Annotated in this window: 23 protein-coding genes; 13 read left to right on the top strand and 10 right to left on the bottom strand. The window is 74.0% G+C overall.

The features are described from left to right. Nucleotides 1–251: 251 nt before the first annotated feature. On the bottom strand, nt 252–719 hold the full coding sequence (locus tag ACGFIQ_RS27695; protein WP_393248436.1) for an SRPBCC family protein: 468 nt from the start codon (nt 717–719) through the stop codon (nt 252–254). A gap of 204 nt (nt 720–923) precedes the next feature. Between ACGFIQ_RS27695 and ACGFIQ_RS27700 the strand changes: the two genes are divergently transcribed. Both ACGFIQ_RS27700 and surE read left to right on the top strand, forming a co-directional pair. Continuing rightward, on the top strand, nt 924–1,886 hold the full coding sequence (locus ACGFIQ_RS27700; protein ID WP_393248611.1) for a PfkB family carbohydrate kinase: 963 nt from the start codon (nt 924–926) through the stop codon (nt 1,884–1,886). Then, complete coding sequence (gene surE / locus ACGFIQ_RS27705; protein WP_393248437.1) at nt 1,883–2,710, top strand: 5'/3'-nucleotidase SurE; 828 nt, start codon at nt 1,883–1,885, stop codon at nt 2,708–2,710. Before ACGFIQ_RS27700 ends, surE begins: the two co-directional genes overlap by 4 nt. A 112-nt stretch (nt 2,711–2,822) precedes the next feature. Here the strand turns inward: surE and ACGFIQ_RS27710 are convergent, their stop codons facing one another. After that, nucleotides 2,823–3,185 carry an STAS domain-containing protein gene (locus ACGFIQ_RS27710; protein WP_030330302.1) on the bottom strand — a complete coding sequence of 121 codons (363 nt, stop codon included), beginning with the start codon at nt 3,183–3,185 and terminating at the stop codon, nt 2,823–2,825. Between the two features lie 386 nt (nt 3,186–3,571). Here ACGFIQ_RS27710 and ACGFIQ_RS27715 point away from each other — a divergent pair, with 386 nt between their 5' ends. Further along, nucleotides 3,572–3,715 (top strand): hypothetical protein, encoded by a 144-nt coding sequence (locus tag ACGFIQ_RS27715; protein WP_393248438.1) that lies wholly within the window; start codon nt 3,572–3,574, stop codon nt 3,713–3,715. Between the two features lie 140 nt (nt 3,716–3,855). Further along, on the top strand, nt 3,856–4,254 hold the full coding sequence (locus ACGFIQ_RS27720; protein ID WP_357070703.1) for a hypothetical protein: 399 nt from the start codon (nt 3,856–3,858) through the stop codon (nt 4,252–4,254). 165 nt (nt 4,255–4,419) lie between these two features. On the opposite strand, the gene ACGFIQ_RS27725 is transcribed toward ACGFIQ_RS27720, so the two are convergent. Further along, nucleotides 4,420–7,098 carry a cellulose binding domain-containing protein gene (locus tag ACGFIQ_RS27725; protein ID WP_393248439.1) on the bottom strand — a complete coding sequence of 893 codons (2,679 nt, stop codon included), beginning with the start codon at nt 7,096–7,098 and terminating at the stop codon, nt 4,420–4,422. A gap of 346 nt (nt 7,099–7,444) precedes the next feature. Here ACGFIQ_RS27725 and ACGFIQ_RS27730 point away from each other — a divergent pair, with 346 nt between their 5' ends. From ACGFIQ_RS27730 to ACGFIQ_RS27740, 3 genes are all read left to right on the top strand, one after another. Continuing rightward, nucleotides 7,445–8,131: a BON domain-containing protein gene (locus tag ACGFIQ_RS27730; RefSeq protein WP_393248440.1), complete on the top strand. Its 687-nt coding sequence runs from the start codon at nt 7,445–7,447 to the stop codon at nt 8,129–8,131. Nucleotides 8,132–8,259: 128 nt separating this feature from the next. After that, nucleotides 8,260–8,757, top strand: a complete 498-nt coding sequence (locus tag ACGFIQ_RS27735) for a redoxin domain-containing protein (RefSeq protein ID WP_393248441.1) — start codon at nt 8,260–8,262, stop codon at nt 8,755–8,757. Continuing rightward, on the top strand, nt 8,754–9,302 hold the full coding sequence (locus ACGFIQ_RS27740) for a DsbA family protein (protein ID WP_393248442.1): 549 nt from the start codon (nt 8,754–8,756) through the stop codon (nt 9,300–9,302). Before ACGFIQ_RS27735 ends, ACGFIQ_RS27740 begins: the two co-directional genes overlap by 4 nt. Nucleotides 9,303–9,313: 11 nt before the next feature. Here the strand turns inward: ACGFIQ_RS27740 and ACGFIQ_RS27745 are convergent, their stop codons facing one another. Continuing rightward, a complete protein-coding gene (locus tag ACGFIQ_RS27745; protein ID WP_393248443.1) occupies nt 9,314–12,250 on the bottom strand; it encodes a LuxR C-terminal-related transcriptional regulator in 2,937 nt (978 codons plus the stop codon). 142 nt (nt 12,251–12,392) lie between these two features. Between ACGFIQ_RS27745 and ACGFIQ_RS27750 the strand changes: the two genes are divergently transcribed. From ACGFIQ_RS27750 to serS, 5 genes are all read left to right on the top strand, one after another. Continuing rightward, nucleotides 12,393–12,842 carry a hypothetical protein gene (locus ACGFIQ_RS27750; protein WP_393248612.1) on the top strand — a complete coding sequence of 150 codons (450 nt, stop codon included), beginning with the start codon at nt 12,393–12,395 and terminating at the stop codon, nt 12,840–12,842. After that, a complete protein-coding gene (locus ACGFIQ_RS27755) occupies nt 12,839–13,972 on the top strand; it encodes an alcohol dehydrogenase catalytic domain-containing protein (RefSeq protein WP_393248444.1) in 1,134 nt (377 codons plus the stop codon). The genes ACGFIQ_RS27750 and ACGFIQ_RS27755 overlap by 4 nt, the downstream gene beginning before the upstream one ends. A gap of 49 nt (nt 13,973–14,021) precedes the next feature. Next, entirely contained in the window at nt 14,022–15,203 is a 1,182-nt protein-coding gene (locus tag ACGFIQ_RS27760; RefSeq protein ID WP_393248445.1) for a saccharopine dehydrogenase family protein, read from the top strand. Nucleotides 15,204–15,246: 43 nt separating this feature from the next. Continuing rightward, nucleotides 15,247–16,311, top strand: a complete 1,065-nt coding sequence (locus ACGFIQ_RS27765) for a MerR family transcriptional regulator (RefSeq protein WP_393248613.1) — start codon at nt 15,247–15,249, stop codon at nt 16,309–16,311. Between the two features lie 120 nt (nt 16,312–16,431). Continuing rightward, nucleotides 16,432–17,715 (top strand): serine--tRNA ligase, encoded by a 1,284-nt coding sequence (gene serS, locus ACGFIQ_RS27770; protein WP_393248614.1) that lies wholly within the window; start codon nt 16,432–16,434, stop codon nt 17,713–17,715. 51 nt (nt 17,716–17,766) lie between these two features. Here the strand turns inward: serS and ACGFIQ_RS27775 are convergent, their stop codons facing one another. From ACGFIQ_RS27775 to ACGFIQ_RS27790, 4 genes are read right to left on the bottom strand one after another with little or no spacing between them, the layout of a single operon-like run. Beyond that, nucleotides 17,767–18,651 (bottom strand): cytochrome c biogenesis CcdA family protein, encoded by an 885-nt coding sequence (locus ACGFIQ_RS27775; protein WP_393248446.1) that lies wholly within the window; start codon nt 18,649–18,651, stop codon nt 17,767–17,769. Beyond that, complete coding sequence (locus ACGFIQ_RS27780) at nt 18,648–19,274, bottom strand: TlpA family protein disulfide reductase (protein ID WP_393248447.1); 627 nt, start codon at nt 19,272–19,274, stop codon at nt 18,648–18,650. Before ACGFIQ_RS27780 ends, ACGFIQ_RS27775 begins: the two co-directional genes overlap by 4 nt. A 37-nt stretch (nt 19,275–19,311) precedes the next feature. Continuing rightward, entirely contained in the window at nt 19,312–20,775 is a 1,464-nt protein-coding gene (locus tag ACGFIQ_RS27785) for an NADH-ubiquinone oxidoreductase-F iron-sulfur binding region domain-containing protein (protein ID WP_357553426.1), read from the bottom strand. Beyond that, nucleotides 20,775–22,454: a hypothetical protein gene (locus tag ACGFIQ_RS27790; protein WP_393248448.1), complete on the bottom strand. Its 1,680-nt coding sequence runs from the start codon at nt 22,452–22,454 to the stop codon at nt 20,775–20,777. The genes ACGFIQ_RS27785 and ACGFIQ_RS27790 overlap by 1 nt, the downstream gene beginning before the upstream one ends. Nucleotides 22,455–22,652: 198 nt before the next feature. Between ACGFIQ_RS27790 and ACGFIQ_RS27795 the strand changes: the two genes are divergently transcribed. Beyond that, the gene (locus tag ACGFIQ_RS27795; protein ID WP_393248449.1) at nt 22,653–23,558 is read left to right on the top strand and encodes a L,D-transpeptidase; all 906 of its coding nucleotides are present in this window, start codon (nt 22,653–22,655) and stop codon (nt 23,556–23,558) included. A gap of 10 nt (nt 23,559–23,568) precedes the next feature. Here the strand turns inward: ACGFIQ_RS27795 and ACGFIQ_RS27800 are convergent, their stop codons facing one another. Together ACGFIQ_RS27800 and ACGFIQ_RS27805 are read right to left on the bottom strand one after the other, a co-directional pair. After that, entirely contained in the window at nt 23,569–24,201 is a 633-nt protein-coding gene (locus ACGFIQ_RS27800) for a response regulator (RefSeq protein WP_393248450.1), read from the bottom strand. Further along, nucleotides 24,198–25,328 (bottom strand): sensor histidine kinase, encoded by a 1,131-nt coding sequence (locus ACGFIQ_RS27805; protein ID WP_393248451.1) that lies wholly within the window; start codon nt 25,326–25,328, stop codon nt 24,198–24,200. Before ACGFIQ_RS27805 ends, ACGFIQ_RS27800 begins: the two co-directional genes overlap by 4 nt. Between the last annotated feature and the right edge of the window lie 13 nt (nt 25,329–25,341).

A 25,341-nucleotide genomic window follows, 5' to 3' on the forward strand; every position in this document is an offset into this window, starting at 1 on the left:
TCTTGCTCGACACAAGTTGATCTATCAGGAGTCCCGTTCTCACTACTCAGCAGGGGTTGACCCGCCGATCACAGCCCTAACGCAACGGCGTTGACCAGGATGTAGTGGCCTCCCGACGCCCGCAGGCCACTACATCCTGGATCGTGCACGATCACGGGGCGCGACCGGGCGCGAGCGGATCCGGGCGACCGGGCGCGAGCGGATCCGGGCGACCGGGCGCGAGCGGATCCGGGCGACCGGGCGCGAGCGGATCAGGCCGAGGGCGCTGCGCCGCCGGTGCGGTCGAGGGCCGGGCCGAGGCGGGCGGCTAGGGCCAGGTGAGCGGCCCGCGCCTGGCGGAACGCGTACCGGAACAGCGGCGTCGGCGCGGTCAGGGTGATCTCGACGTCGATCCGGACCAGGCCGTCCGGCTCGGCGCGCAGTCGGGTGTGGTTGTGCACCGTGGTGGCGGGCCACTGCCGGGCCACCATGATGATCTCGTCGTTGCCGCTGCTCAGCACGTCCGCGTGGTACGTGGTGCGGAAGCGTAGTGGGCCGGCCACCAGCCTGTCGTTGATCGTGTAGCTGGCCTGGGCGCCGGGTCGGGGCGGCAGTTGACGGACCCGGACGATCAGCGGGTGCAGCTCACCCTGTCGGGTCAGGTCACTGAGCAGCGCCGCCGCCTCGGCCAGCGAGCACCGGGCCTGGACGGTGTAGCTGAAGGTATCGCTGCTGAGCACACGTCTCCCACCGTCGTTTGTCGCACGATCGTCCCGTACCGCTGCCTGGCTGGCAACGCCCGGCGGTGGCCGGATGCCCGGACGAACCCCGCCCGATGGGGTGCCGCACCGCCAGGCATCGCATTAAGGTCGGTTGGTGGGAAATCACCCGACCGGGATGAAGGGCGACATCATGCGCGGTGACGACAGGTGAGCGGGCACGTGATGGTCTTCGCACCCACGCCGCAGCTCACGGTCACCGTGGACCAGCCGAACGACCACCCGGAGCTGCACCTGCACCCCGGCGGGCAGGGTGTCTGGCAGGCCCGGATGGTGCTGTCGCTCGGTGTCGACGTGGTGCTCTGCGCCGCCCTCGGCGGCGAGATCGGCCAGGTGTTGGAGCCACTTCTGGTCAGCGAGGGCGTGGACCTCAAGGTGGTGGCCCGGGACTCCGGCAGCGGCGGGTACGTGCACGATCGCCGGGGCGGCTCGCGGCAGGAGATCGCCGACGTGCCCGGGCAGCCGCTGAGCCGACACGAGCTGGACGAGTTGTACAACCTGGCCCTCGGCGAGGGCCTGCGGGCCGCGGTCAGCGTCCTCAGTGGACCCAACGAGCCGTGGCTCGTCCCGGCCGACCTGTACCGGCGCTTCGCCGCCGACCTCGGCGCCAACGGCGGCCGGGTGGTGGTCGACCTCTCCGGCGACCACCTCGGTGCGGTGCTGGAGAGCGGCGTGTTCTTCCTCAAGGTGAGCCACGAGGAGTTGATCCGCGACGGCCGCGCCCGCAGCGACGACAGCCTGGAGCTGACCCGCACCATGTACGAGCTGCACGCCGCCGGCGCCGAGACGGTGGTGGTGAGCCGGGCCGACCAGCCGGCGTTGGCGCTCATCGACGGGGAACTGTTCGAGGTGGAGATGCCCCGGCTGGAGGCCGCCGATCCGCGCGGGGCGGGCGACTCGATGACCGCCGGGGTGGCGGCCGTCGTGGCCCGCGGCGGGGACATCCGGACCGCCATCCGCACCGGCGCCGCCGCCGGGGCAATGAACGTGACCCGGCACGGCCTGGGCACCGGACGACTGGACTCGATCACCGGCCTGGTCGAGCGGGTCCGGCTGGTGCCGGCGGACAGCCGGCCCCAGGAGCGGACCACCCCCGACGAGTTGGCCGACCGGGTGGTCGAGCGATGACGCTGCGGGTGCTGATCACCAACGACGACGGGATCGCCGCGCCGGGCATCCAGGCACTGGCCTGGGCGGCGACACAGCGGGGCCTGGACGTGGTGGTCGCGGCGCCGCTGGAGGAGGCGAGCGGCACCAGCGCCGCGATGAGCGCCGTCGAGCGGGACGGGCGGGTCGTCGTGAACGACCACCCGCTGCCGGACCTGACGGGTGTGCCGGCGTACGGGGTGGGTGGCTCCCCCGGCTTCATCACCCTGATCGCGCTGCACGGCGCGTTCGGCCCGCCGCCGTCGGTGGTGCTCTCCGGCATCAACCGGGGTGCCAACGCGGGCCGGGCCGTGCTGCACTCCGGGACGGTGGGTGCCGCGTTCACGGCCGCGATGAACGGTTGCCGGGCGATGGCGGTCTCCCTGGACGTGCTGTCCGCGGGTGAGGCGACGGCAGCCAGCGGTGGCGCGGCCGTGGACGCCGCCGCCCGGGTACGCGACGCCGAGCGGCACTGGAGCACCGCCGCGCGGGTCGCCCTGGACCTGCTCCCCCGGTTGACCTCCGCGCCGCCGGAGAGCGTGCTCAACGTCAACGCCCCGGACCTGCCGCACGGGCGGCTGCATGGGGTGCGACGCGGCACACTGGCCAGCTTCGGTCAGGTGCAGATGACGGTGGCCGAGTCCGGCCACGGCTTCGTCCGGACGTCGCTGGAGGAGCCGGGGCAGGCCGCACAGCCCGGCACGGACGTGGCGCTGCTGGCCGCCGGGTACGCCTCGGTGACAGCCATCCGGGCAGTCACCGAAGCGACGGATGTCGACCTGACCGGGCTGGACGACCAGCCCTGACGGTCATGCCGGGCGCGCTCAGGCACCGGGCGCGCTCAGGCAGAGGGCGCGCTCAGGCACCGGGCCGCGACCTCGGGCGCGCCGGGCAGCACCTCAGGCGCCGGGCAGCACCTCAGGCGCCGGGCAGCACCTCGGGGGTGGCCGCGCCGGCGAAGTAGGGCTCCGGTGCACCGAACAGGCCGAGCAGGCCGGTCACCCAGAGTTGCCGGTGCACGAACCGGCTCGGCTCGGTGACCACCAGCTTGACGTCGCTGACCTCGGCGGTCTGGAAGCCGGCAACCATGGCGCTGATGCCGACGGAGTCGATGAAGGTGACAAGCCTCATGTTGAGCTCGATGCGCAGCGGTCGGCCCTTGGCCAGCACCTCCGCGATCGCCTCACGCACCTCGTACGCTGTGTCGACGTCGATCTCACCCCGAGGGGCGATCTCCACGACTCCACCGGACAAAACAGACTTCACGATCGACAGGCTCACGCGAGCACCTCCACCCGCCCGTCCCCCGGGCGCCTCATCAGTACGCGGGCCGCGACCGAGAGTATTCCTCCGACAGCCTCGGTCGCCACCCCTCGGGATGAGCAATTCGCGGATCCGGCCGCACAAAGGCACCCATATCCGCACTTTTGAGTATCTGATTGCTCAAGACTTTTTGTTATTTGACCTCCGACGACCGGTCGTGACCGACGCGCCGCCGAACCAGGGTAGCGGTCCCGGCCCGACGCGCCCGACAACCGGCCCACAAGCGACGCCCGCCCGCTGCCACCGGCGTGTCGTGTGCGGATACCCGCCCGATCCGTGCCGTCGGTTTGCCGACAACACCTAGCATCGGGCCGGGACACCGCCCGTGACGGAGAGGATCTTCGATGATCAAACGACTTGCTGGGCTGGCCGGCGTCGGCGTGCTGCTGGCCCTCGTACTGGCCTGCGGTTTCGGTGGCGGCGATGACGACGACGGTGATGACGACGACGACTTCGCCCGCGGCGTCGCCGTGGTGGCGGTGCGCTGAGTCCCGGCAGCGGGCCAGGGCCGGCCGGGTTTGCGCCCGGACGGCCCTGGGCACTGGCGGGGGAGGCGAACCGTGACGCGCTGAACAGACGCCGAAGTCCGAAGTGGCCGGCGGCTTCGGCACCCGAGGAGGTAACCACGATGTTCGGAACCAACCTGCTGGACCGCCGCAACAAGCCGGAGCGGATTGCGGACCAGGCCTGGGAGCACCTGCTCTCCGCCGTCAGCTACGCCGGAGACAGTGTGCGCGACACCGCCCGTTCGGCCCGTCGCAACAGCGGCGACCTCGCCGACGGTGCGGGTGACCTGGTCGGCTCCGCCGCCGAGGAGGCGCGACGCCGCGCCTCGCTGGCCTTCGACGCGCTCGCCGGCCGGCAGCCGGCTCTGCCCTGGACCCTGCTGATCGGTGCCGCGCTTGTCGGTGCCGCGGTTGGCTGGGCAGTCGGGTCGGCCGCGCGGGCCGCCGGCAGCCGGGATGACCGCGCGGTCGACGACGTGGAGTTCGTCGACGTGGACCGGCCCAACTCCCCGGCGGTCTGAACGACCAAACGAGCAGGGCCCCACTCGTTCGAGTGCGGCCCTGCGTCGTTCGCACCACACCGGTCGATCATGGGGTGGACCGGTCCGCCGGGTGCCGGACCCCTCAGGCAGCCCGACGGACCGGTGCTCGGGTGGTGATCGGGCCGTCAGGCCCGGTTCACCGGGTCAGCGACTCAGGCAGGTGACTGTGGTCGGCGGCGCGTTGCTGCCGGTCCAGGAGCCGAGGAAGCCGGCGGTGGTGGTGGCCCCGGCACCGAGGGCGCCGTTCCAGCCGCTGTCGCGGACCGACACGACAGCCCCGGCCTGGGTGTGGGTCCCGCCCCAGAATTGGGTGATCTGCTGCCCGTTGGGGAAGGTCCAGCCGAGCGTCCAACCGGCGATGGGCATGGTGCCGGCATTCTGGACCACCAACTCCGCCTGGAAGCCACCCGACCAGGAGCCGGTGACGCGATAGGTCGCCGTACACCCACCCGTCGGCGGCGGCGTGGTCGGAGGCGGCGTCGTGGGGGGCGGCGTGGTGGGGGGCGGCGTGGTGGGGGGCGGCCCATCGGCCCGGTCGGCGACGAGGATGCCGCGGCCGTTGGAGCCGAGGTACACCCGGCCGTAGACGCGGGGGTCACCGGTCAACGCCTCGGCCGGGTTGCCGTACTGGTGGCGGTCGTCGTTGATGCGTACCCACGTCGCACCGGCGTCGTCGGAGCGGTGCACGCCGGGCTGACCGTTCACCGTGCCGTACAGGAAGACGGCGGGATTGGTGCGCCCGGGTGCCGCCTTGCCGAAGCCGACGTTGCCGGAGGCGCTGACGCCGTCCAGCTTGGTGAAGCTGGCACCGGAGTCGGTGGATCGCCACAGGCCTCCGGGCCCGGCCAGCCACAACTCGCCGGAACGGCCGGGCAGCGCCTTGAACCGGACGTCGGTGGCGGGCAGACCGGTCGCCGCCGTGGCGGTGAAACTCGCCCCACCGTTGGTGCTGAGGTAGACCCGCCCGCCGCTGAAGCCGTAGAACCGGTTGGGGTCGACCCGGTCGGACTCGATGGTCGCGTTGGCGGGGATGCCGGCCGAGGGAGCCCACGAGTTGCCGAAGCCCACCGAGTAGACCACCCGTTGACCGGCGTCGCCGGGCGCCCAGACGAACCGACTGCCGTCGGCCGCTGCGGCGACCGTGCCACCGGTGTTGACCCCGGACGGTTCGGTGCCCTGGAACCAGGTGGCCCCACCGTCGGTGGAGAACGCGACATGACTGTCGCCGGGCCGGTCGGAGTCGGTGAAGCTCCCGGCCCGCACCAGGACGGCCGGCTTGCTCTCGGCATAGTCCAGGCTGGTGGTCGTCGTGAACACCGGTTGGGTGAACAGCATGGGCGGAATGGCGTCCAGGTCGGTGTGCCGGAAGCCACCGACGTCACCGAGCGCGCTGATCAGCGGTGCGCCGCTGGGCGGGCTGACCAGGTCGAGCACCGCCGTCTCCTCCAGCCCGCGGACCATCGGTCGGATGGTGAACTGGCCGCCGGTGTCCCACTTGGTGAGGTCGGTGGTGCCGTAGATGGTGGCTCCGGTGCCGTACATCATCCGGTTGGAGTCGTGCGGATCGATCTCCACCGACTCGTTCATCCAGCCGAGCTTCGGCGAGGCCTCCGGGGGTGCCGGGTTGACGCCGAAGGTCAGCCAGGGCACCGAGCTGATGTCCATGGTGTAGCGGCGGGACCGCTCGGGATAGTTGGTGAAGTCCCAGATCCGGGTCCAGGTCGCCCCGCCGTCGGTGCTGCGGAAGAAGATCGCGTCCGGCCACCAGGAGACCTGGGTGGCCACCATCAGCGTGTTGGGGTGCTGCCGGTCGATGGTCAGGCCGCTGTAGCCGAAGTAGTCGTCGCCGCTGGTGGAGGGCACCGGGCTGATCCGGGTCCAGGCTCCGGTCGACCGGGTGAACTTCCAGACGTCGCCCTTGCCGCCGTCGTACGGGCCACCGGTGTCGCTGGTGGCGATGTAGAGGTGACCGCCGAGCGGGTCGACGACGCCCTTGTGTGCCAGGTAGCCGGTGGGCTGGCCGGGAATGCGCGACCAGCTCACGCCCCCGTCGGTGCTGCGGTAGACCGGATTCTCCTTGTCCGCCACGCCCACGTAGATGGTCTGCGTCGTGGATCCGGCGGTGCCGGTGCTCTTGTCGAAGCTGACCCAGGTCAGGCCCTGGTTCTGCCCGTTGTAGCCGTTCGGGTCGCTGGGGTCGGCCCGGTAGTTGCCGACGTTCGGAAAGGCGGTGACCTTGGCCCAGGTCGCCCCGTGGTCGGTGCTGCGCCAGAGCCCGTTGCCGCCCTCGGCGCCGTAGTACAGGGTGCTGTTCCGGTTGGGGTCGACGGCCAGCCGCTCACCCATCCCCCGGCCCGGCATGTTGCCGCCGTTCTTGAACGGCAACTCGGTGGTCTGCCAGGTGGCACCCTTGTCGGTCGAGCGCAGGATCGCGCCGTTGTTCGGGTCCCAGCCGTTGGTGTACATGCCGACCGCCGCGTACACCCGGTTGGTCTGCACCGGGTCGGTGGCGATGCTGACCACGCCGTTGTAACCCCAGCGGTCGGCGCCGACCCAGTCGAGCAGCGGCGTCCACGACTGGCTGGCCTGCTCCCAGCGGTACGCCCCACCGATGTCGGTGCGCGCGTAGATCAGGTTTTTCTCGGTGGGGTTGAAGACGATGCCGGGCACGAAGCCGCCGCCGCCCACCGGGACGTTGCGCCAGGTGTACGCCTCCGCCGCGGTCGGGGCGGAGGCCGACCCGGCGGGGGTGAGCGGGACCGCCACGACGGCTGTGGCGGCTGCCAGCACGGTCACGACCGTGCTGGCGAGACTTCTGGGCATCTGTGGATCCTCTCGGGAGGCAACCCCGGGGGACGGGGTTGGTCGCGTGGCGACGCCGTGGCCCGGGGGACGGGCACAACGACGGGACGGACGGAGCTGCCCTGGCTCCCACCACCCGACGCGACGGCTCCCGCAATCGAGGAATGTGACTACCGTAACCGAAATAGGCTCGCTTTGGAAGCGCTCCCACCCTCTCCCCCGGCGCTCGCCCGTAACGCCCGGAGCTACGGTCCCTCACCCGGTGCGGGTGAGGACGGTTCACCCGTGGCGGCGGCAGGCTCGGACCCGGGCGGACCTCCGGCCGCAGCCGCCACCGGTCCGCCACCCACGCAGGGAGGAGGCCCAGATGGCGATCGCGGAGATCGACCGCACCGACCAGGACATCCAGTCCGCCGTCCTCGACGAGCTGACCTGGGAACCGAGGGTGCAGCCACACGAGATCGGTGTGACCGTGGCCGAGGGTGTGGTCACGCTGACCGGCCGGGTGGACAGCTACGCCAAGAAGTGGGCCGCCGAACGGGCCGCCCACCGGGTCGTCCGGGTCCGGGCGGTCGCCAACGACCTGGCCGTGCAACTGGCCGACGGCGCCGAGCGCACCGATCCCGACCTGGCCGCCGCGGCCAGCCACGCGCTGGAGTGGGACGCGTTCGTGCCCATCGAGAAGCTTCAGGTCACGGTCTCGTCCGGTTGGGTGACGCTGCACGGCGATGTCGAGTGGGAGTACCAGCGCCGGGCGGCCGAACGGGCCGTCGGGCGGCTCACCGGCGTACGCGGGGTGAGCAACGGCGTCACCGTCCGGCCGACCGCCGCACCGGACGGCCGAAACCTGGCCGAACTGATCGTCGACGCCCTGGCCCGGGCCGGGGCGACCGAGGCCGAGCGGATCAGCGTCCGGGTGCACGGCGACACCGCGGTGCTCGCCGGGCTGGTGCACTCGATGCCGGAGCGCGCCGAGGTCGAGCAGGTGGCCTGGTCCGCGCCGGGCATCCGCGAGGTGCAGAACCACATCGCGGTCGCACCGGTGCTGCGCTGAGCGAGCACGGGCGAGCGCCCGGCTGGCGCTGAGCGAGCACGGGCGAGCGCCCGGCTGGCGCTGAGCGAGCGCGGAACCACCCGGGGTGGGTGAGCCGGCCTCACCCACCCCGGGAGCAGGCTGGTGGCATGAGTGATCCGAACGGGCTGATCCAACCGGGGCGCCCCGCGCCCGGTTTCACCCTGGCGGCCACCCCGGACGGGGCCCTGACCGGGCCCGAGCAGTTCCGGGGCCGACCTGTCGTACTCGCCTTCTATCCCGCCGACTGGAGCCCGGTCTGCGGCGACCAGATGTCGCTCTACCAGTCGGCGGCACCCGTCTTCGCCCAGTACCGGGCGGTGGTGCTCGGCATCTCGGTGGACAGCATCTGGTCACACCGGGCGTTCGCCCAGAGCCGGGGCGTCGAGTTCCCGCTGCTTGCCGACTTCGAGCCGAAGGGCGAGGTGGCCCGCCGCTACGGCGCGTACAGCTCGCGGGGTGAGGCGGACCGCGCGCTCGTGGTGCTCGATCCGGCGGGGACGGTGGCCTGGAGTTACCTCTCGCCGCCGGACGTCAACCCGGGCGCGGACGGCATCTTCGACGCGCTGGACCAACTCGCCTCCGATCGGAAGGTGATGGCCGGATGACCACGCCACTGCAGGTGACCGCCCGACTGCGGGACCCGGTCACCACCGACGACCACATCCGCGGGCCGGCCGACGCGGCGGTGACAGTCGTCGAGTACGGCGACTTCCAGTGCCAGTTCTGCGGCGCGGCGTACCCGAACCTGCACGAGATGCTGCGGCAGCGGGCCGACACCGTCCGGCTGGTCTACCGGTACTTCCCGATCGCCAACGTCCACCCGTACGCCGAACGTGCCGCCGAGACGGCCGAGGCCGCCGCGGTTCGGGGCCGGTTCTGGGAGATGCACGACTGGCTCTACGAGCACCAGGACCAACTCGACCCGGTGCACCTCTCGCTCGGTGTCGAGCAGGTCGGCCTGCCGCCGGGCGAGTTGAACGCCGAGGTGGAGAACCGGGCGCACGCCGACCGGGTGCGCCGGGACTTCGTGGGTGGCATTCGCAGCGGGGTGAACGGCACTCCCACCCTGTTCGTCAACGGCGTCCGCCACGACGGCGGGTACGAGTTGCCCGACCTGTTGACGGCCGTGGACGCGGCGAGTGACGCCTGACCGCGTTCCGCTCAGATGAGCCGCAACTCGCGCGCCCGCCGGACCGCCTCGCGCCGGCGGGTCGCGTCGAGTTTGCGGTAGATGTTGCGCACGTGGGTCTTCACGGTGTTGACCGAGAGGGACAGCTCGCTGGCGATCTCCACGTTGGACAGGATGCTCTGTAGGTAGCGCAGGATCGTCAGTTCCCGCTCGGTGAGCGGCTCGTCGAGGGTGCCCCTCGGCTCGGCGGTGGTCCGGGCGGTGCCCTGGCCGGGCCCGCGCACGCTCTGCCCGGCCCCGCGTACCAGGTCGCTGACCAGCGCGAAGTGCGCAGTGCCGGCGTCCAGGTGTGCGGCCAGCAGGTCTCGGACCGGCGGTTCGGCGCGGGTGAAGACCCGTCGGCAGCCGGGCGGTCCGGCCAGGTCCAGCACCTGCTCCAGCAGTCGGCCCGCCCGACGCCCGTCCCCGGCCCGCTCAGCCAGTACGGCGTCCAGCAGGCCCGCGTCCAGGCGTACCGGCAGGGGCCAGGCCGTGGCCGTCGCTGCCTGCCAGGCGGGCACGCTGCGCGCGGCGGCGGCGTGGTCGCCGGCCAGCAGCTCCACCCGTGCCCGCGCCACCGCGAGCGCCGGGTCGGCCCCGGTCTCCTCGTCGGCGGGGCCGGCGAGCAGGTCGCGGGCGGCGTCCAGGTCGCCCCGCTCGGCGCGCAGTCCGGCCTCGGCGGCCCGCAGCAGGCCGGTCAGCTCGGTGGCGGACGGCCGGTCGGCCAGCGCTTCCCGGGCGCGGCCGAGAAGTCGTTGGCCGGCGGCCAGGTCCCCGGCGTCGCGGTGCAGTTGTGCCCGGCACAGCACCGCCGCCGCGGTGGCCACCGGTTCGCCGTCAGCGGCGCCGAGCCAGCCGTCGCCGGTGTCGCCGGCCCAGCCGCCGGTGACACCGAGTGCCGGGCCGGCGAGGTTGAGGTTCGCGGTGGCCTCGTCGGGCTGGTCGCGCAGCAGCGCCACCTGGGCCAACGCCAGGTACGCGTAGGCGCAGTCGAGCTGACAGGACCAGCCCCGACACGGCGGCATGCCCAGCGCGTCCCGGGCCGCCTGTTCCGCCGCCCGCAGCCCCCCGCGCAGGGCGAGCAGCAGCGCGGCCCGGCTGGCGCCGACCAGTTCGGTGCGCGGCCGACGTGCCTCCCGGGCAGCCGCCCGGGCACGGACGAACCGGGCGGTCGGCAGCGCACCCTCCGCCAACTCGACAAGTCCCAGCCCGGTGCCGGTGAACGCCCGCAGGTCGGCGTCGTCGGCGGCGTCGCCGCCACCGGACGTCGGCGCGGTGGTCGACGCGGAGCCCGGCAGCCGGGTCGGCGCGGTGGTCGACGCGGAGTCCGGCAGCCGCGTCGGCGCGGTGGTCGACGCGGAGTCCGGCAGCCGGGTCGGCGTGGCGCCCTCCGGGCGGGTCCGTAGCAGCCGCGCGGCGGCGGCCCGCACCTGCACCGGGTCGCCGGCGAGCCGGGCCACCGTCAGTTCCAGCGCGGTGACCAACCGCAGGAACCGTTGCCGGCGAGGCACCGGCAGTCCTGCGGCGTGTCCGGCGGCGGCGTGCAGGTGACCGGTGGCGGCCGGCAGGTCACCGGCGTGCGCGCGCTCGGCGGCGTAGGCCAGCGCCACCTCCGGGTCGGCCCGGAGGACCTCCGCCGGCGGGGCCACCGGTGCCGGGGCGTGCACCGGGCCACTGTCGTACCGGGTCAGCTCCGGCCAGTGCGCGACGAACAGGTCGCCGGCCAGGTCCCACCGGCCGGCGGTCAGCGCGTGCCGCAGGGCGTCGGCCGGCCGGCCGTCGTTGGCGTACCAGTCGGCCGCCCGCACGTGCAGGTCGCGCACCTCGTGGTCGGGCAACCGGGCCAGGTCGGCGCGGAGCAGGTCGGCGAGCAGGGGGTCGCAGCGGTACCAGGGCGGGCGGGTGTCCTCCCGGTGCAGCAGACCACCGGTCCCGGCCAGGTCGGCAAGCGCCTGCCCGGCGTCGGCGCGGCCGGTCAGCGCCCCGGCCAGGTCGGCGCAGACGGTCTCGACGAGGGCGGTCCGACGCAGCAGGTCCTCCTCGGCCGGGTCGAGCGTCGCCAGGACCTCCTCGCGGAGGTAGCCGGCGATCTCCGGTTGGTCTCCCCCGAACTGCCCGACCCAGCGCTGCGGGTCGGGCTGCCCGCCTACCGCCAGGGCGGCGATGCGCAACGCGGCCGGCCAGCCCCCGGTGCGCTCGCGGAGCTGGCGCACGGCGGCCGCCGGCAGGGCCGCGCCGTGCGCGGTGAGCAGGTCGGCCACCTCGTCGTCGGTGAACGCCAGCTCGTCCGGGCCGATCTCGCTCAGCTCGCCGGCGAGGCGCAGCCGGTGCAGGGGCAGGTGCAGCCCGGCCCGCGCCCCGATCACCAGGCGCAGTCGCTGCCCGGCGTGCCGCAGCAGGAACTCCACGCCACTCAGCGCCGTCGGGTCGGCGACCCGGTGCAGGTCGTCGAGGATCAGCAGCACCGGCCGGTCCGCGGCGGCGAGGGTGGCGGCCAGCACCTCCAGTTGGTCGGGTCGGGGCGGCCGGTCGGGCACCAGGTCACCGTCCGCCGACCCGGTCGCGGTCCGCAACGCCGCCGCGAGGTACGCCCAGAGCCGCGCAGCGTCGTCGCCGACCTCCACCGACACCCAGGCCAGGATTGGGCTGGCCGGAACCGAGAGGTCGCCGGAGTCGGGCACGACCGCGCCCGGGTCGACGTCGGGCGTCTGACCGTCGAGCCGCGCCCAGGTGGCGAGCAGCGTGGTCTTACCCCAGCCGGCGGGTGCGGCGACCAGGGTGACCGGTCCGGCGCTGCCCTCGTCCAACCGGCGCAGCAGCCGGGGCCGGGCCACCACCGGCTCCGGTGGCACGGCCGGGCTCAGCCGCGACGCGAGCAGCGGTCGCTCCGGTGCCGTGTCGACGCGTACGCGATCCTGCTGTTCTGGCACTCAGCCCCACCCCCACCACGCGCTCCACCCCCGGTCGGCGAGCGGTTACCCGACGCGGGCCGGTTCACCCCTTCCGGGCGAGCACGCTTCACCCGGCCGCGACCGACGATCGGGGGACGTGGAAAGGGAGGACGTGGGACCGGTGGGAGCGATGGGACGGCTGGTGCGGGCGGGACCCGCCCTCGGCGGCGCGGCGCGCAGCGGGGCGGCGCGCCTGTTGCGCGTACCCCGGTGGCGCGGCGGGACCGGCGCGGACCGCGACCCCGCCGCGGCGGCCCGGTGGGAGGTGGTGACCGTCGACCGGCCGCCGGAGCAGGTGCTTCCCGCCGGCCGGTGGCCGGAACCGCTGCGCCGCCTGGACGGCGCGGTCGAGGTGCGGGTGCGGCCGGCGCCCGGCGACCGGGGCACCGAGCTGGCCGCCCGACCGGTGGCCGGTGCCACCCCGCCGGTCGGGTTGGCCGCGCACCTGGTCGGCGACGACCCTCATCTGCTGGTCCGCCGGACCCTGCGCCAGATCAAGCAGCGGGTGGAGGCCGGCGAGGTGCTGCGCGCCGACCGCTCGGCGCTGGACCGCCCCGGGGTCCGCGGGTGAGGGCGCTGTGCTGGGTGGCCGCCGACGAGCTGGCGGTACGCGAGGTGCCCGACCCGGAGCTGCGCAACGAGCGGGACGTCATCGTCCGGGTACGCCGCAGTGCCACCGCCGGCGGGGACCTCCCGCTGTTGGCCGGACGGCATCCCCTGCTGCGCTCCGGCGACGTGCTCGGGGCCGAGTTCCTGGGCGAGGTGGTCGAGGTCGGTCCCGGGGTCCGGCGGCACCGTGGCGGCGATCGGGTGGTCGTCGGCGCGAGCGTCGCCTGCGGCGGCTGCTGGTACTGCCGTCAGGGCCTGCACTCCTGCTGCGACAACGCCCATGCCGACCAGGCGAGCGCCGACCCTGACCGGGGACACTCGGACGCCGGCTGCTTCGGCCGTCCGCGGGCGGCGGGCGGTTTCGCGGGCGGTCACGCCGAGTACGTGCGGGTGCCGTACGCCGATGTGAGTGCCTTCCCGGTGCCGGACGCCGTCGACGACGACCGGGCGGTGTTCGCCGCCGACGCGGCACCGACCGGGTGGTTGGCCGCCGAGCTGGGTGCGGTGCGGCCCGGGGACGTGGTGGCGGTCTGGGGTGCCGGGGCGGTGGGCCAGTTGACCGCTCGGGCGGCGGTGCTGCACGGTGCCGCCCGGGTGCTCGTCGTCGACAGGTACGAGGAGCGGTTGCGGATGGCCGAGCGGCACTCCGGCGCGGAGCCGCTGGACTACCGTCGCACCGACGTCGCGGCGGAGCTGCGCGACCGCAGCGGTGGGCGCGGGCCGGACGTGTGCGTGGTGACTGTCGGCGCGCCGCCACCCGAGAGGTTCGCCGGGCACGCCGACCGGCCGGACGCGAGACGCGAGGCAGTGCACGCCTGCCGCAAGGGCGGTGTGGTGGTGCTGCTCGGCGGGACGGACGGGTTCGTCGACGCGTTCCCGCTGGGCACGGTGACCGACCGACGGCTGACGCTGCGCGGGGCCCGTCGGCCGGACCTGCGCAGCGTGCCGATGCTGCTGGACCGGATGGCCCGCGACGAGCTGCGTACCGAACACCTGGCCACCCACCGGTTGCCGCTGGCGCACGGCCCCGAGGGGTACGCGCTGTTCCGGGACCGGGCCGACGGCTGCTTACGGGCCGTGTTCACGCCGTGACGTCTCCTCGGCACCGTGCCTCGGCGCGAGCGGGTGGCAGACTCCGGGGATGGTTGGCGAGCGGACGTACGACGTGGTGCTGTTCGGGGCGACCGGGTTCACCGGCGGCCTGACCGCCGAATACCTGGGCCGACACGCGCCGGCCGGGCTGCGCTGGGCGCTGGCCGGGCGCGACCCGGCCCGCCTCGCCGCCGTCCGGGACCGGCTCGCCGCGATCGACCCGACACGTGCCGACCTGCCGCTGCTCACCGCCGACGTGACAGACGCAGACTCGCTGAGGGCCGTGGCGGAGAGCGCCCGGGTGGTGGCCAGCACGGTCGGCCCGTACATCCACCACGGTGAGCCGCTGGTCGCGGCCTGCGCGGCGGCCGGCACCGACTATCTGGACATCAGCGGCGAGCCGGAGTTCGTCGACCTGATGTACGTGCGCCACCACGCTCAGGCGACAGGCACCGGCGCGCGGCTGGTGCACGCCTGCGGGTTCGACTCCGTCCCGCACGACCTGGGCGTCTGGTTCACCGTCAAGCAGTTGCCCACCGACGTCCCGATCACCGTGGACGGTCACGTCCGCGCCGGTGGCCGCCTCTCCGCCGGCACCTACCACTCGGCGCTCACCGCGTTCTCCCGGACCGGGCAGGCCAGCCGGGCCGCCCGGGAGCGCCGGGCGGTCGAGCCGCGCCCCACCGACCGCCGGGCCCGCGCGGTGCCGGGCCGGCTGGCCCGCTCCGCCGAGCTGGGCGGCTGGACCGTGCCGCTGCCGACAATCGACCCGCAGGTGGTCCGCCGGTCGGCGACGGCCCGACCGGAGTACGGCCCGGACTTCCGGTACCGGCACTTCGCCGCGGTGAAGCGGCTGCCCACCGTGCTGGCCGGCGCGGTCGGGCTCGGCGCGCTGATCGGGCTGGTGCGGCTGCCGCCGAGTCGACGCTGGCTGCTCGGTCGACTCGCGTCCGGGCAGGGGCCGACCGCCGAGCAACGGGCGGCGTCCTGGTTCACGGTCCGGTTCGTCGGCACCGGCGGTGGGCGGCGGGTGGTCACCGAGGTGGCCGGCGGCGACCCCGGGTACGACGAGACGGCGAAGATGCTCGCCGAGTCGGCGCTCTGCCTGGCGCTCGACGAGCTGCCGCCGACCGCCGGGCAGCTCACCCCGGTCGCCGCGATGGGTGACGCGCTGCTCGACCGGCTCGTCCGTGCCGGGCTCACCTTCCGGGTGCTGGACCGCTCGGCTTGACCCTCGACCGGGTCGAGGGGGCAGGATGCCCAGCGTGAGCGACCTGCACAGCATCGGTGAGCTGGCCCGGGCCAGTGGCCTGACCGTCAGCGCGTTGCGCTTCTACGACTCGGCGGGGGTGCTTCAGCCGGCCCTGGTCGACCCGGTGACCGGCTACCGCTGGTACACCGACGAGCAGATCACACCGGCCCGGTTGGTGGCCGGGCTGCGCCGGATCGGGATGCCGGTCCCGGAGATCGCCGCCGCGGTACGCGCCGAGCCGGCCGCGGTGCACCGGATGCTCGACGCGCACCTGCGCCGGCTCGCCGACGGGCTCACCGACGCCCGCCGGGAGGCCGCCCGGCTCCGGGCCCTTGTCGACCCGGGTCGGCCGGCCACCACCACGCTGCTGCTCTCCCCCGCCGACCTGGCCGCCGCGCTCGACGCGGTGCGCTTCGCCGTCGGCGTCGACCCGGAACTGCCGATGCTCTCCGGCGTGCTGCTCGACGTGGAGCCCGACGGGGTCCGACTCGTCGCCACCGACAGGTACCGGCTCGCGCTGGCTCGGGCCGGAGCCGACGTCGACGGACCCCCGGTGCGGGTGTTCGTGCCGGTGGCCCTCGTCGACCGGCTCCGCCCACTGCTCGACGCCACCGACACCGGACCGGTGTGGCTGAGCGTGGCCGGCGCGGACCTGCGGGTGCGGGTGGCCGAGGCCACGGTGACCGGCACCGCCCTGCCGTACGACTTCCCGGACTACCGCCGCCTGCTGCGCAAGGCCGTCGGCGAGCGGCGGGCCGCGCGCCGGATCCCGGTGGACGTGGCGACGCTGCGCGCCGCGCTGGCCGACCCGGCGGCTCCCACCGTCGCCCGTGACCACGACGGCACCACCAGGGCGGTCACCGTGCTCGGCGTCGACGACGAGGGCGGCCTGCGGCTGCTCCCCGCCGCCGATCTGGCCTCCGACACGTTGTGGGTCGGCGTGGACGGCGGCTACCTGCTCGACGCGCTGAACGCGGCCGGGGCGCCGCAGCTGGTGTTGGAGCTGGACGGCCCGATCGCCCCGCTGGCCGTACGCCGACCGGACGACGCGGACACCTACTCCGTGCTGATGCCGATCCGGCTCTGACTGCTCGGCCCGCACTCCCCGTTCCGGGAGCGCCCGCACTCCCCGTTCCGGGAGGAAAAGCCCGCGACGGTAGCATCGGGTGGTTCACCTGTGACCCCGGACGGAGGCGTACGGAGCAGCATGCTCGACATGGAGTTGATCCGGAAGGATCGCGAGGCGGTGGCGACCGCGCTGGCGAAGCGTCTGGATCCCGCCGAGGTCACCCGGGCGCTGGACGAGATCCAGCGGCTCGACCAGGAACGCCGCACCCTGATCACGGAGATCGACGCCGAGCGGCAGCGGCGCAAGGCCGAGGCCCGGGCGTACGCGCAGGCGAAGCGGGCCGGCGAGGAGCCGCGGGCCGCCGCACCGGAGGCCGAGCGTAAGCAGCTCGCCGAGCTGGAGTCCCAGCTGGACGAGGTGCAGTCGCGGCTGCGCACGGCGATGAGTGAGCTGCCCAACCTGCCGGCCGACGACGTGGTGGCCGGCGGCAAGGAAGCCAACCGGGTCGTGAAGACCTTCGGCGAGCCGCCGGTGATCGACAAGGTCCGCGACCACGTCGAGTTGAGCCGCGCCCTGGGCCTCGTCGACTACGAACGCGGCGTCAAGCTCGGCGGCTCCGGCTTCTGGATCTACACCGGTGCCGGCGCCCGGCTGGAGTGGGCGCTGCTCAACTACTTCATCGACCAGCACGTCAGGGCCGGGTACGAGTTCCTGCTCCCGCCGCACCTGCTGCTCGACTCGGCCGGCTTCGCCGCCGGGCAGTTCCCGAAGTTCTACGACGACGTCTACCACCTCGACGCCGAGTCCGCCCCGCGTGGGCAGTTCCTGTTGCCCACCTCGGAGACGGCGATCCTCGGCGCGTACCAGGACGAGATCCTGGAGACCCCGAAGCTGCCGCTGAAGGCCTTCGCGTACACGCCGTGCTACCGGCGGGAGTCGGCCGGCTCGCACTCCGACGAGCGCGGCACGGTGCGCGGGCACCAGTTCAACAAGGTGGAGATCTTTCAGTTCACCCTGCCGGAGCAGGCAGACGCGGCCCTGGAGGAGATGCTCGCCCACGCGGAGAGCCTGGTCGAGGGGCTCGGCCTGCACTACCAGCGCTCGCTGCTCTCCGCCGGTGACGCCAGCGCGTCGATGCGCAAGACCCTCGACATCGAGGTGTGGATGCCGAGCACCGGCAAGTACAAGGAGGTGTCGTCGGTCTCCTGGGCCGGCGACTACCAGGCGCGGCGGGCGGCCATCCGCTACCGCGAGCCGGGCGGCAAGCAGACCCGCTTCGTGCACACCCTCAACGGCTCCGCGTTGGCCACCAGCCGCCTGTTCCCCGCAATCCTGGAGCAGAACCAGCAGCCCGACGGCAGCGTCCTGATCCCCAAGGTCCTCCAGGACCGCCTAGGAACAGACCGCCTAACCCCCCGCTAGCCCTGCTCTCGCCCCCGCGCCCCGCCTCGCCTCGCCTCGTTGATCACGGAGTTATTGCGCCTCGCCTCGGCGTGTCGCGGCAATAACCTCATGATCAACAGGGCGAGGTGGGCGAGTGGGGCGGAGGAGGAACGTGGTCAGGATCAGGGTGGCCAGCACGGCCAGCAGCACGGGTGGGCCGACGGTGTCCAGGGTGTTGGCCAGGGATTGTTGGAGCTTGCCGGCCGCTCGGATCACCGGGTCTTGCAGCGCTTCTCGGCGGCCGGCGGCGAGCCGTAGCTCGTACCAGCCGTACCAGGCGACGTAACCGCCGGCGAGCAGCAGCACCAGGCCGCTGAGGCGGGGCACCAGCGCGCCGGCGACGCGCAGCCGGGCCACCAGACCGTCGCGCAGCAGCGCCACGCCCAGCGCGGCGACCGCGACCACCAGGCCCATCCCGAGGGCGTACGCGCCGAACAACGCCAACCCGTGCCCGGTCGAACCGGCCTGGAGGCTGGTCACCACGATGGCCAGGAACGGCGCGATGGCGCAGCCGAGCGACGCCAGCGCGTACGCCGCGCCGAACAGCGCCATCGACGGCCAGGAGCGGGTCAGCCGGGGTGCCCGGGTGGTCCAGCCGGGTGCGGGCAGTCGTCGGCCGGCGAGCAGCCAGCACCCGGCCAGCGCCAGCAGCACGCCGAGTGCCACGGTCAGCCACGGCAGCCGGGGCCGCAGCCAGCCGGCCAGTGGTGCGAGCGCCAGGCCGAACGCGCCGAACACCAGCACGTACCCCAGGGTCAGCCCGGTCGCCGCGGTGAGCGCGCGGCCGACCGCGCCGCGGGTGTCCGACGCTCCGGCGACCAACAGCGAGAGGTACGCGGGCAGCAACGCGAAGCCGCACGGGTTGACCGCGCCGAGCATGCCGGCGGTCAGCGCGAGCAGCAGCGGGGCGGTCACGCCCCGGCCAGTGCGGCGACCCGGGCGGTGAGTGCCTCACCGTCGAGGAAGCCCTGGTGGACCACCGTGCCGCTGCGATCGATGAGCACGAAGATGCTCTGCTCGGTCACCTTGAACCGCTTCCAGAGCACACCCTTGCGGTCGTCGATCTGGGGCGTCGCGGCGAGGTCGAACTCGGTGACGAACTCCCTCATGGCCCGCTGCACGCCCAGCCCGGCGACGCCGATGATCGGCACGGTGTCCCGGTAGCGGGGCGCGACCTCGGCCACCGTCCAGGCCTGACTGGCGCAGGTGGCGCACCACGGTGCCCAGAACCACAGCACCACCGGCTTGCCGGCGAGCTGCGCCGCGTCGAACGCCGCGCCGGTGAGGGTGGTGCCGGTGAAGCGCAGCACGTCCGGGACCGCTGCCGGGGCCGTACTCGGCGAGCCGGTCGCGGCGGCGGTGGTGGTTGGCGGGGCACCGGTGGTGGCCGGCGCGGTGCCGGCGACCGCCGGTGCCGGGGTGGCCGTACCGGTGCAGGAGACCACGCCGAGCAGCGCGGCGGCCAACGCCACGGCGGTACCGGCACGGCGGGCCGCACCAACCCCGGCCAACCGCCTCGGTACGTGCCAGCTGGGCATGCGCGTCTCCGTTCGTTCTGCGAAAAGGTGCCCTTCCCTACTCGGCCTTGGCGAGGCGCAGAGCCAGCTCGGGGCACACCTTGACCGCCTTCAGCGCGCCCTCCCGCAGCCAGGTCGGCACGGGGGTGGGCGGGAAGGCGGGGTATCCGTTCGCGTCGAGCCGGATGAAGTCCGGTACGACGTGCGCGCACAGGCCGTGCCCGTCGCAGCGCGACCAGTCCAGGGTGAGCTTCTGCGGGTTCGCGTCGGGTGCGCCGGGCAGCCCCATCACGCCCTTGACCCGCCGGCCGCAGCCGTCTCCGGTGGTGTGCAGTCGCAGGTCGTCGGCGAAGACCTCGATCGCGGAGAGCGCGAACCGGGCGGTGCCGTCCGGGTGGCTGCACGCGCCCCGGCCCCGCACCTCGCCGGCGGCGGCTCGCACCACGTCGGCCGGTTGGCTCCCGGCCACGGCCAGGTCCACCGCGCGGGCCAGGTCGGGCAGGCCCATCTTGCACGGCCCGCACTGGCCGGCGGACTCCCCGGCGAGATAGCGCACCACCTGGGCGGCCTCACCGAGCGGGCAGGTGTCGACGCCGAGCGGGACGATGATGCCCGCGCCGAGGGTGCCGCCGACCGCGGCCAGGCCCTTGCGGGACACCTCGGCCCGGTCCGCCGCCTCCGGGGTGATCCACTTGCCGTGGTAGCCGCCCATCAGGATGCCCTGGGTCTCCGGCACCTCGCACAGGTCGAGGACGTCGCGCAGCGGCATCCCGGCGGTGCACTCCACCACGGCCGGCCGGCCCGCCGCGCCGGTCACGGTGAGCAGCACGGTGCCCGGCTCGTCGTCGGTGCCGAGCGCCGCGTACTCGTACGGGCCGAGTCGCGCCCCGACGGCGAGCTGCGCGTACGTCTCGGCGTTCGACAGCAGGGTGGGCAGGCCGCTGACCCCGGAGTCACTGGAGCGTTTCTTGGTGCCGGGCGGGATGTGCGGCAGCCCGTTGATGCCGTTGACGAGTGCGCCGCCCTCGCCGGAGATGAACCGGTGCGGCACGGTGACGATGGTGGTCAGCACCGGCATCCGGCGCTCTTCGAGGGCCTCCATCAGGGAGTCCCGGCCAACCCCGTCGTCGGCCACACCGATCACGATCTCGTCGGCGTCCAACGCGTACGCGGCCAGCGCCGCGCCGTCCAGGATCAGGTGCGGGGCGCGGGTGAGCAGCACCTTGTCCTTCCAGCTGGCCGGCTCCCCCTCGGTGGCGTTGACCACCACCACGGCGGCGAGGTCCTGACGTTCGCAGGACTCCAGCACCGCGCGCAGTTTGCGGGCGAACGGGAAACCCGCCCCACCCTTGCCCTTGAGCTGCATGCCCTCGGCGAGCCGGAGCAGTTGCGCCGGCTCCATCGGGCCGATCGGGCCGTGCACCTCCTCGTGCGCGGCCAGGTCGAGCCGACCGAACTCGGCGAAGCCGGCGGTGAGCCGGGGCTCGCCCACGCACGCGACGGGTGGCACTGCCGTGCGCATCACTTCGCCTCACCCCGTAGCCCAGCCCAGTACGCCCCGTCCACCGCGTCCGCGCTGGCCTTGCGACGCTTCGCGGACCGGCCCTCGCCGGCTGCCCGCCGAGCGCGCCGGGACGCCAGGTCGACAAGGGTCGGGGTGTCGTCGACGGGCGGCGCGACCTCGTCCGGCACGTACCGGGCCGGCGGACGCCAGTAGTCCGGCTCCTCCGGCACGTCGTCCTCGACACTGTGCCGACCGCTGCCGCTGCGCGGCGTCGCGGAGATCGGGCTGGCCGAGATCGGGCCGGCGGAGATCGGCTCGACGGAGACGGGACCGGCGGAGATCGGCTCGGCGGCCTGCCACCGCAGCGGGCTGTCCCACGGCTCCTCCGGCTCGACAGTCGGCTGTGGCGGCGCCGAGTAGCGGCTGCCGTCGTCCTCGCCGCGGGACCGGCGGCGGGACCGCTCGGCGGCCGGCTCGTCGGCGCGTCGCCGACCGGTCGGAACGGCCTCGTCCCGGGTACGGGAGCCGCGCCGCCGGGTCACCGGCTCCAGCTCCTCGTCGTCGCGCCGACGGGTGACGGTCTCCTCCTCGTCGCGCCCGCGGGTGGCGGTCTCCTCGGCGCTGCGGCGCGATCGGCGGGCCGTGGACTCCGTCTCGACGCGCCGGCCGCGCGACTGTCGCTCGGTGTCGCGGCGGGCCGCCGGCTCTTCCGCACGCCGGCGGCGACTGGGTCGGGTCGGCTCGACGAGGGAACCGGGCTCGGGCACCACCGGAACGGTGAACCGGTCCGGGTCACGCCGCGCGGCCGGCGCGGCCCAGGTGGCGGTGGTGGTCTCCGCCCAGGCGGGACGCTTGTCCGCGTCGGCGTTCCTGCGTCGGCTCAGCCCGGCCAGCAGCGACCGGCCGGTGTTCGTCTCGTTGGCCCGCCCGGCCAGCACCGCGTTGCGCACCGCGGCCTGGTGCTGCTCGCGGCTGCGCCGGCCGATGGTGACCGAGAGCCGGACCAGCAGGGCCAGCACCACGAGCAGGATGCAGCCGAGGTAGCTGAACACCACCCAGGGGCTCGCGGCCCGACCGGCGTTGAGGCCGTGCAGCACGGCGAACGGCCAGGCCAGGTACGCGGTGGAGTGCAGGGTGCGCCACAGCCACTTCGGACCGACACCGGCGAAGCGGGCCCGGATGATGCCGGTCCAGATCACGCTGACCATCAGCAGGGCGGCCACGGTGCCGAGCCCGACGTAGAGCCCTCGGCCGCCGACGAACGGCACCAGCGCGTCGGTCGCGGCCGCCCGCCCGGTGGCGATCTTGGTGAGGACGTGGAAGCCGAGCCCGGCCACGCCCAGCACGCCGGTGGCCCGGTGCGCCGACTGCATCAGCACCCGGTGCGAGATGCGCAGCACCAGCCGGTCGGTGGCGAGCAGGCCGAGCATCACAGTGAGGCTCAACGTCACCAGGGAGATCACCCCGGCGAAGAACTCGGTGAAGAAGAAGCCGTACGCGTACGCCTTCTGTCCAGCGCCCGTCAGCATGACCGCCGCCCACAGTGCGGCGAGCACCGACGCGATCAGCAGGGTGGCCGCCGACCGTGACGGTGTGCGTACCCCCCGACTGCTGGCGCTGGTCCGGACGGTGGCCGCCTTCTGGTTCTGCTGTGCCCGGGCCATGTGCTCCTCGATCGTCTCGCGGCGGCGTACCACCGGCCGACCCCTGCTCCCCCATCCAGTACGGACCGGCGGGGCGTGCGGATCACCCGCGCCGAAAAATTTCTGGGCCGGAATCGAACCGAGGTGCGTCGACGTGCGTTGGCGTCCCCCCGGTGCGGGGTCGGGACCTTCAGGTCGGCGGGTATCGGCGAACCGGGAGCCGCGAGCCAGCCGCCACCTTAGAGTGGTTTGGTGCCGTTTGACCGAAAGTCCACGTACCGCCGCCGTGGCGTCTGGGTGTCCGCCGCCATCGGCGTACCCGCCCTGCTGGTGACCGCGCTGCTGGTGGGTCAGGCGCTGACCCCCGGCACGGCCCCCGACAGACGGATCGCGGCCGCCGACCCGACCCCGAGCAGTGCCGAGCAGAGCCCGGAGGAGCTGGTCCTCCCGGCCGCGCCCGCCCCGGCCGGGCTGCCGGTGGTCGACTACGACCCCGCGCCCGGGGGCTTCCCCGCCGATCCGGCCACCCTGGACACCACGCCGCTGACCGAGGGCGTGCACCCGACCAGGCGGATCGCCGCGTACGACGCGCCCGGCGGCCGTCCGCGCGCCTTCCTCGAACCCACGATCAGTGGCGTCGACCTCACCATGCCGATCGCCGAGCGGCGCGCCGGCTGGACGGCCGTCCTGTTGCCCTCCGCCAATCGGCGCCTCGCCTGGTTGCCGCCCGGCGGGTTCGACACCGTGGCGCTGCGCGACCAGATCGTGGTGGAACGCAAGGTCCACCGGCTCACCTGGTACCGAGCCGGCACGGCGGTGCGTTCCTGGGAGGTCAGCCTCGGCCAGTCGGGGCAGGAGACGCCGCTGGGGCGGACGTTCGTCCTGGGTCGGACCCCGCCGCCCGAGGAGGTCTACGGAGGCGTGGACATCTACGCCCTCGGCTCGGTGCCCGACGACCCCGAGTCGGTGCCGGCCGGGCTGCGCGGCGCCCACATCGGCGTGCACACCTGGTACAACGACGACGAGTTGGGTGCGAACACCACGAACGGCTGCATCCGGCTGACCCGCAGCGGTCAGCGGGAGTTGCTCGCCGAGGTCCGCCCCGGCAGCAGCGTGGTGGTCGTCGACAAGCTACCCACCCCGCCCCCGACCGCCTAACCGGCGGGCGTCACTCGCCGAGCAGCCAACCGTTCTGCTCGGCAACCCGGATCGCCTCGGCCCGGTTGCGCGCACCGGTCTTGCCGATCGCCGCCGAAAGGTGGTTGCGCACCGTCCCCTCGGACAGGTGCAGCGCCCCGGCCAGGTCGGCGACCGTGCCACCGCCCCGGGCGGTCCGCAGCACCTCGGTCTCCCGGTCGGTCAGCGGGCTCGCCCCGGCGGCCAGGGTCTCGGCGGCCAGCGCGGGGTCGACCACCCGCAGACCGGCGTACACCCTGCGGACCGCGTCGGCGAGTTGCCGGGCCGGGGTGTCCTTGACCACGAAGCCGCTCGCGCCGGCCTCCATCGCCCGACGCAGGTAGCCGGGCCGGCCGAAGGTGGTCACCACCAGCACCCGGCAGGTCGGCAGCGCGGTCCGCAACGCGGCGGCGGCGGCGATCCCGTCCAGGCCGGGCATCTCCACGTCCAGCAGGGCGACGTCGGGGTTGCTGCGGCGGGCCGCGGGGACCACCTCGTCGCCCCGGCCGACCTCGGCCACCACGCTCAGGTCCTCCTCCAGCGAGAGCAACGCGGCCAGCGCGCCCCGGACCAGCGCCTGGTCGTCGGCGAGCAGCAGCCGGATCGGCGGGGAGTCGCCGCTCACCGGGCCTCCGCCGGGGCGTGCACCCGGAGCAGGAAACCACTCCCGTCCGGCCGGCGGCCGACGCTGAGCGCGGCGTCCAACTCCCGCGCCCGCTCACGCAGGCCGACGAGCCCGTAGCCACCGGCGTCGGGAGTGGACGGACCCCGCCCGTCGTCGCTCACCTCGACCCGGTCCGGGTGCACCCGGACCGTGCAGCACCGTGCCCCGCTGTGCCGAACCACGTTCGTCACCCCTTCCCGCACCGCCCACCCGAACAACCGGTCCCACTCGTCCGGCAGCGCCGGCACCTCGGCCGGCAGGTCCGCCGCGATGCCCGCCGCGGCCAGCGCGGAGCGGGCGCCGGCCAACTCCGCGACGAGGGTGACCTCGCGGTACGCCCCGACCGTCTGCCGTACGTCGGACAGCGCCGCGCGGGCCAGCGCCTCCACCTCGGCGATCTCGACGGCGGCGCGCGCATGGTCCACCTCGATGAGCCGGCCCGCCAACTCGGCCTTGATCGCCACCACGGTCAACGAGTGCCCGAGAATGTCGTGCAGGTCGCGGGCGGCGCGGGCCCGCTCCTCGGCGACCGCGAGCCGGCCGATCTCCTGCTGGGCCGCCCGGAGTTCGCTGTTGCGCTGGGCCAACTGGGACACCCCGAACATCGCGAACGAGGCGAGCAGCACCGCGAAGACGATGCCGCTCTCCGCCTGCCAGCCCGGCACCAGCCAGGACGCCAGCACGGGGGTCAGCGCGCTGAGCACCACGGCGGCCAACGCCTCGCGCGGTGGCAACAGGAACACCGCCGCCGCCGCCACGTAGACCAGGGTGGCCAACCAGTCCCCACCGGTGCCGGGGATGCTGGCCAGGCCCACCGCGACCAGCAGCACCAGCCCGGCCCGCGCCCGGCCCGCCGGAATGGGCAGCAGGGCCTGGCGGTGCTTGCGGGCCCACTGGAACAGCAGCACGTAACCGACGCCGAAGACGACAAGGGCCAGCACACCGACGACCCGCCGCCACGGCTCCGGCTGGTGCAGCGCGGTGGCCAGCGGCACGTTGAGGAAGAACAGCCACACGGCGGCCAGCAGCCAGCCGGTGAACCGCCAGTGGCGGCTCACCGGCCAGGGCTGCCCGGTCGAGAGGTCCATCGGGTTCACGCTA

Origin of the sequence: Micromonospora sp. NPDC048898 (genome assembly GCF_043198035.1) — a bacterium.
Lineage (GTDB): Bacteria > Actinomycetota > Actinomycetes > Mycobacteriales > Micromonosporaceae > Micromonospora.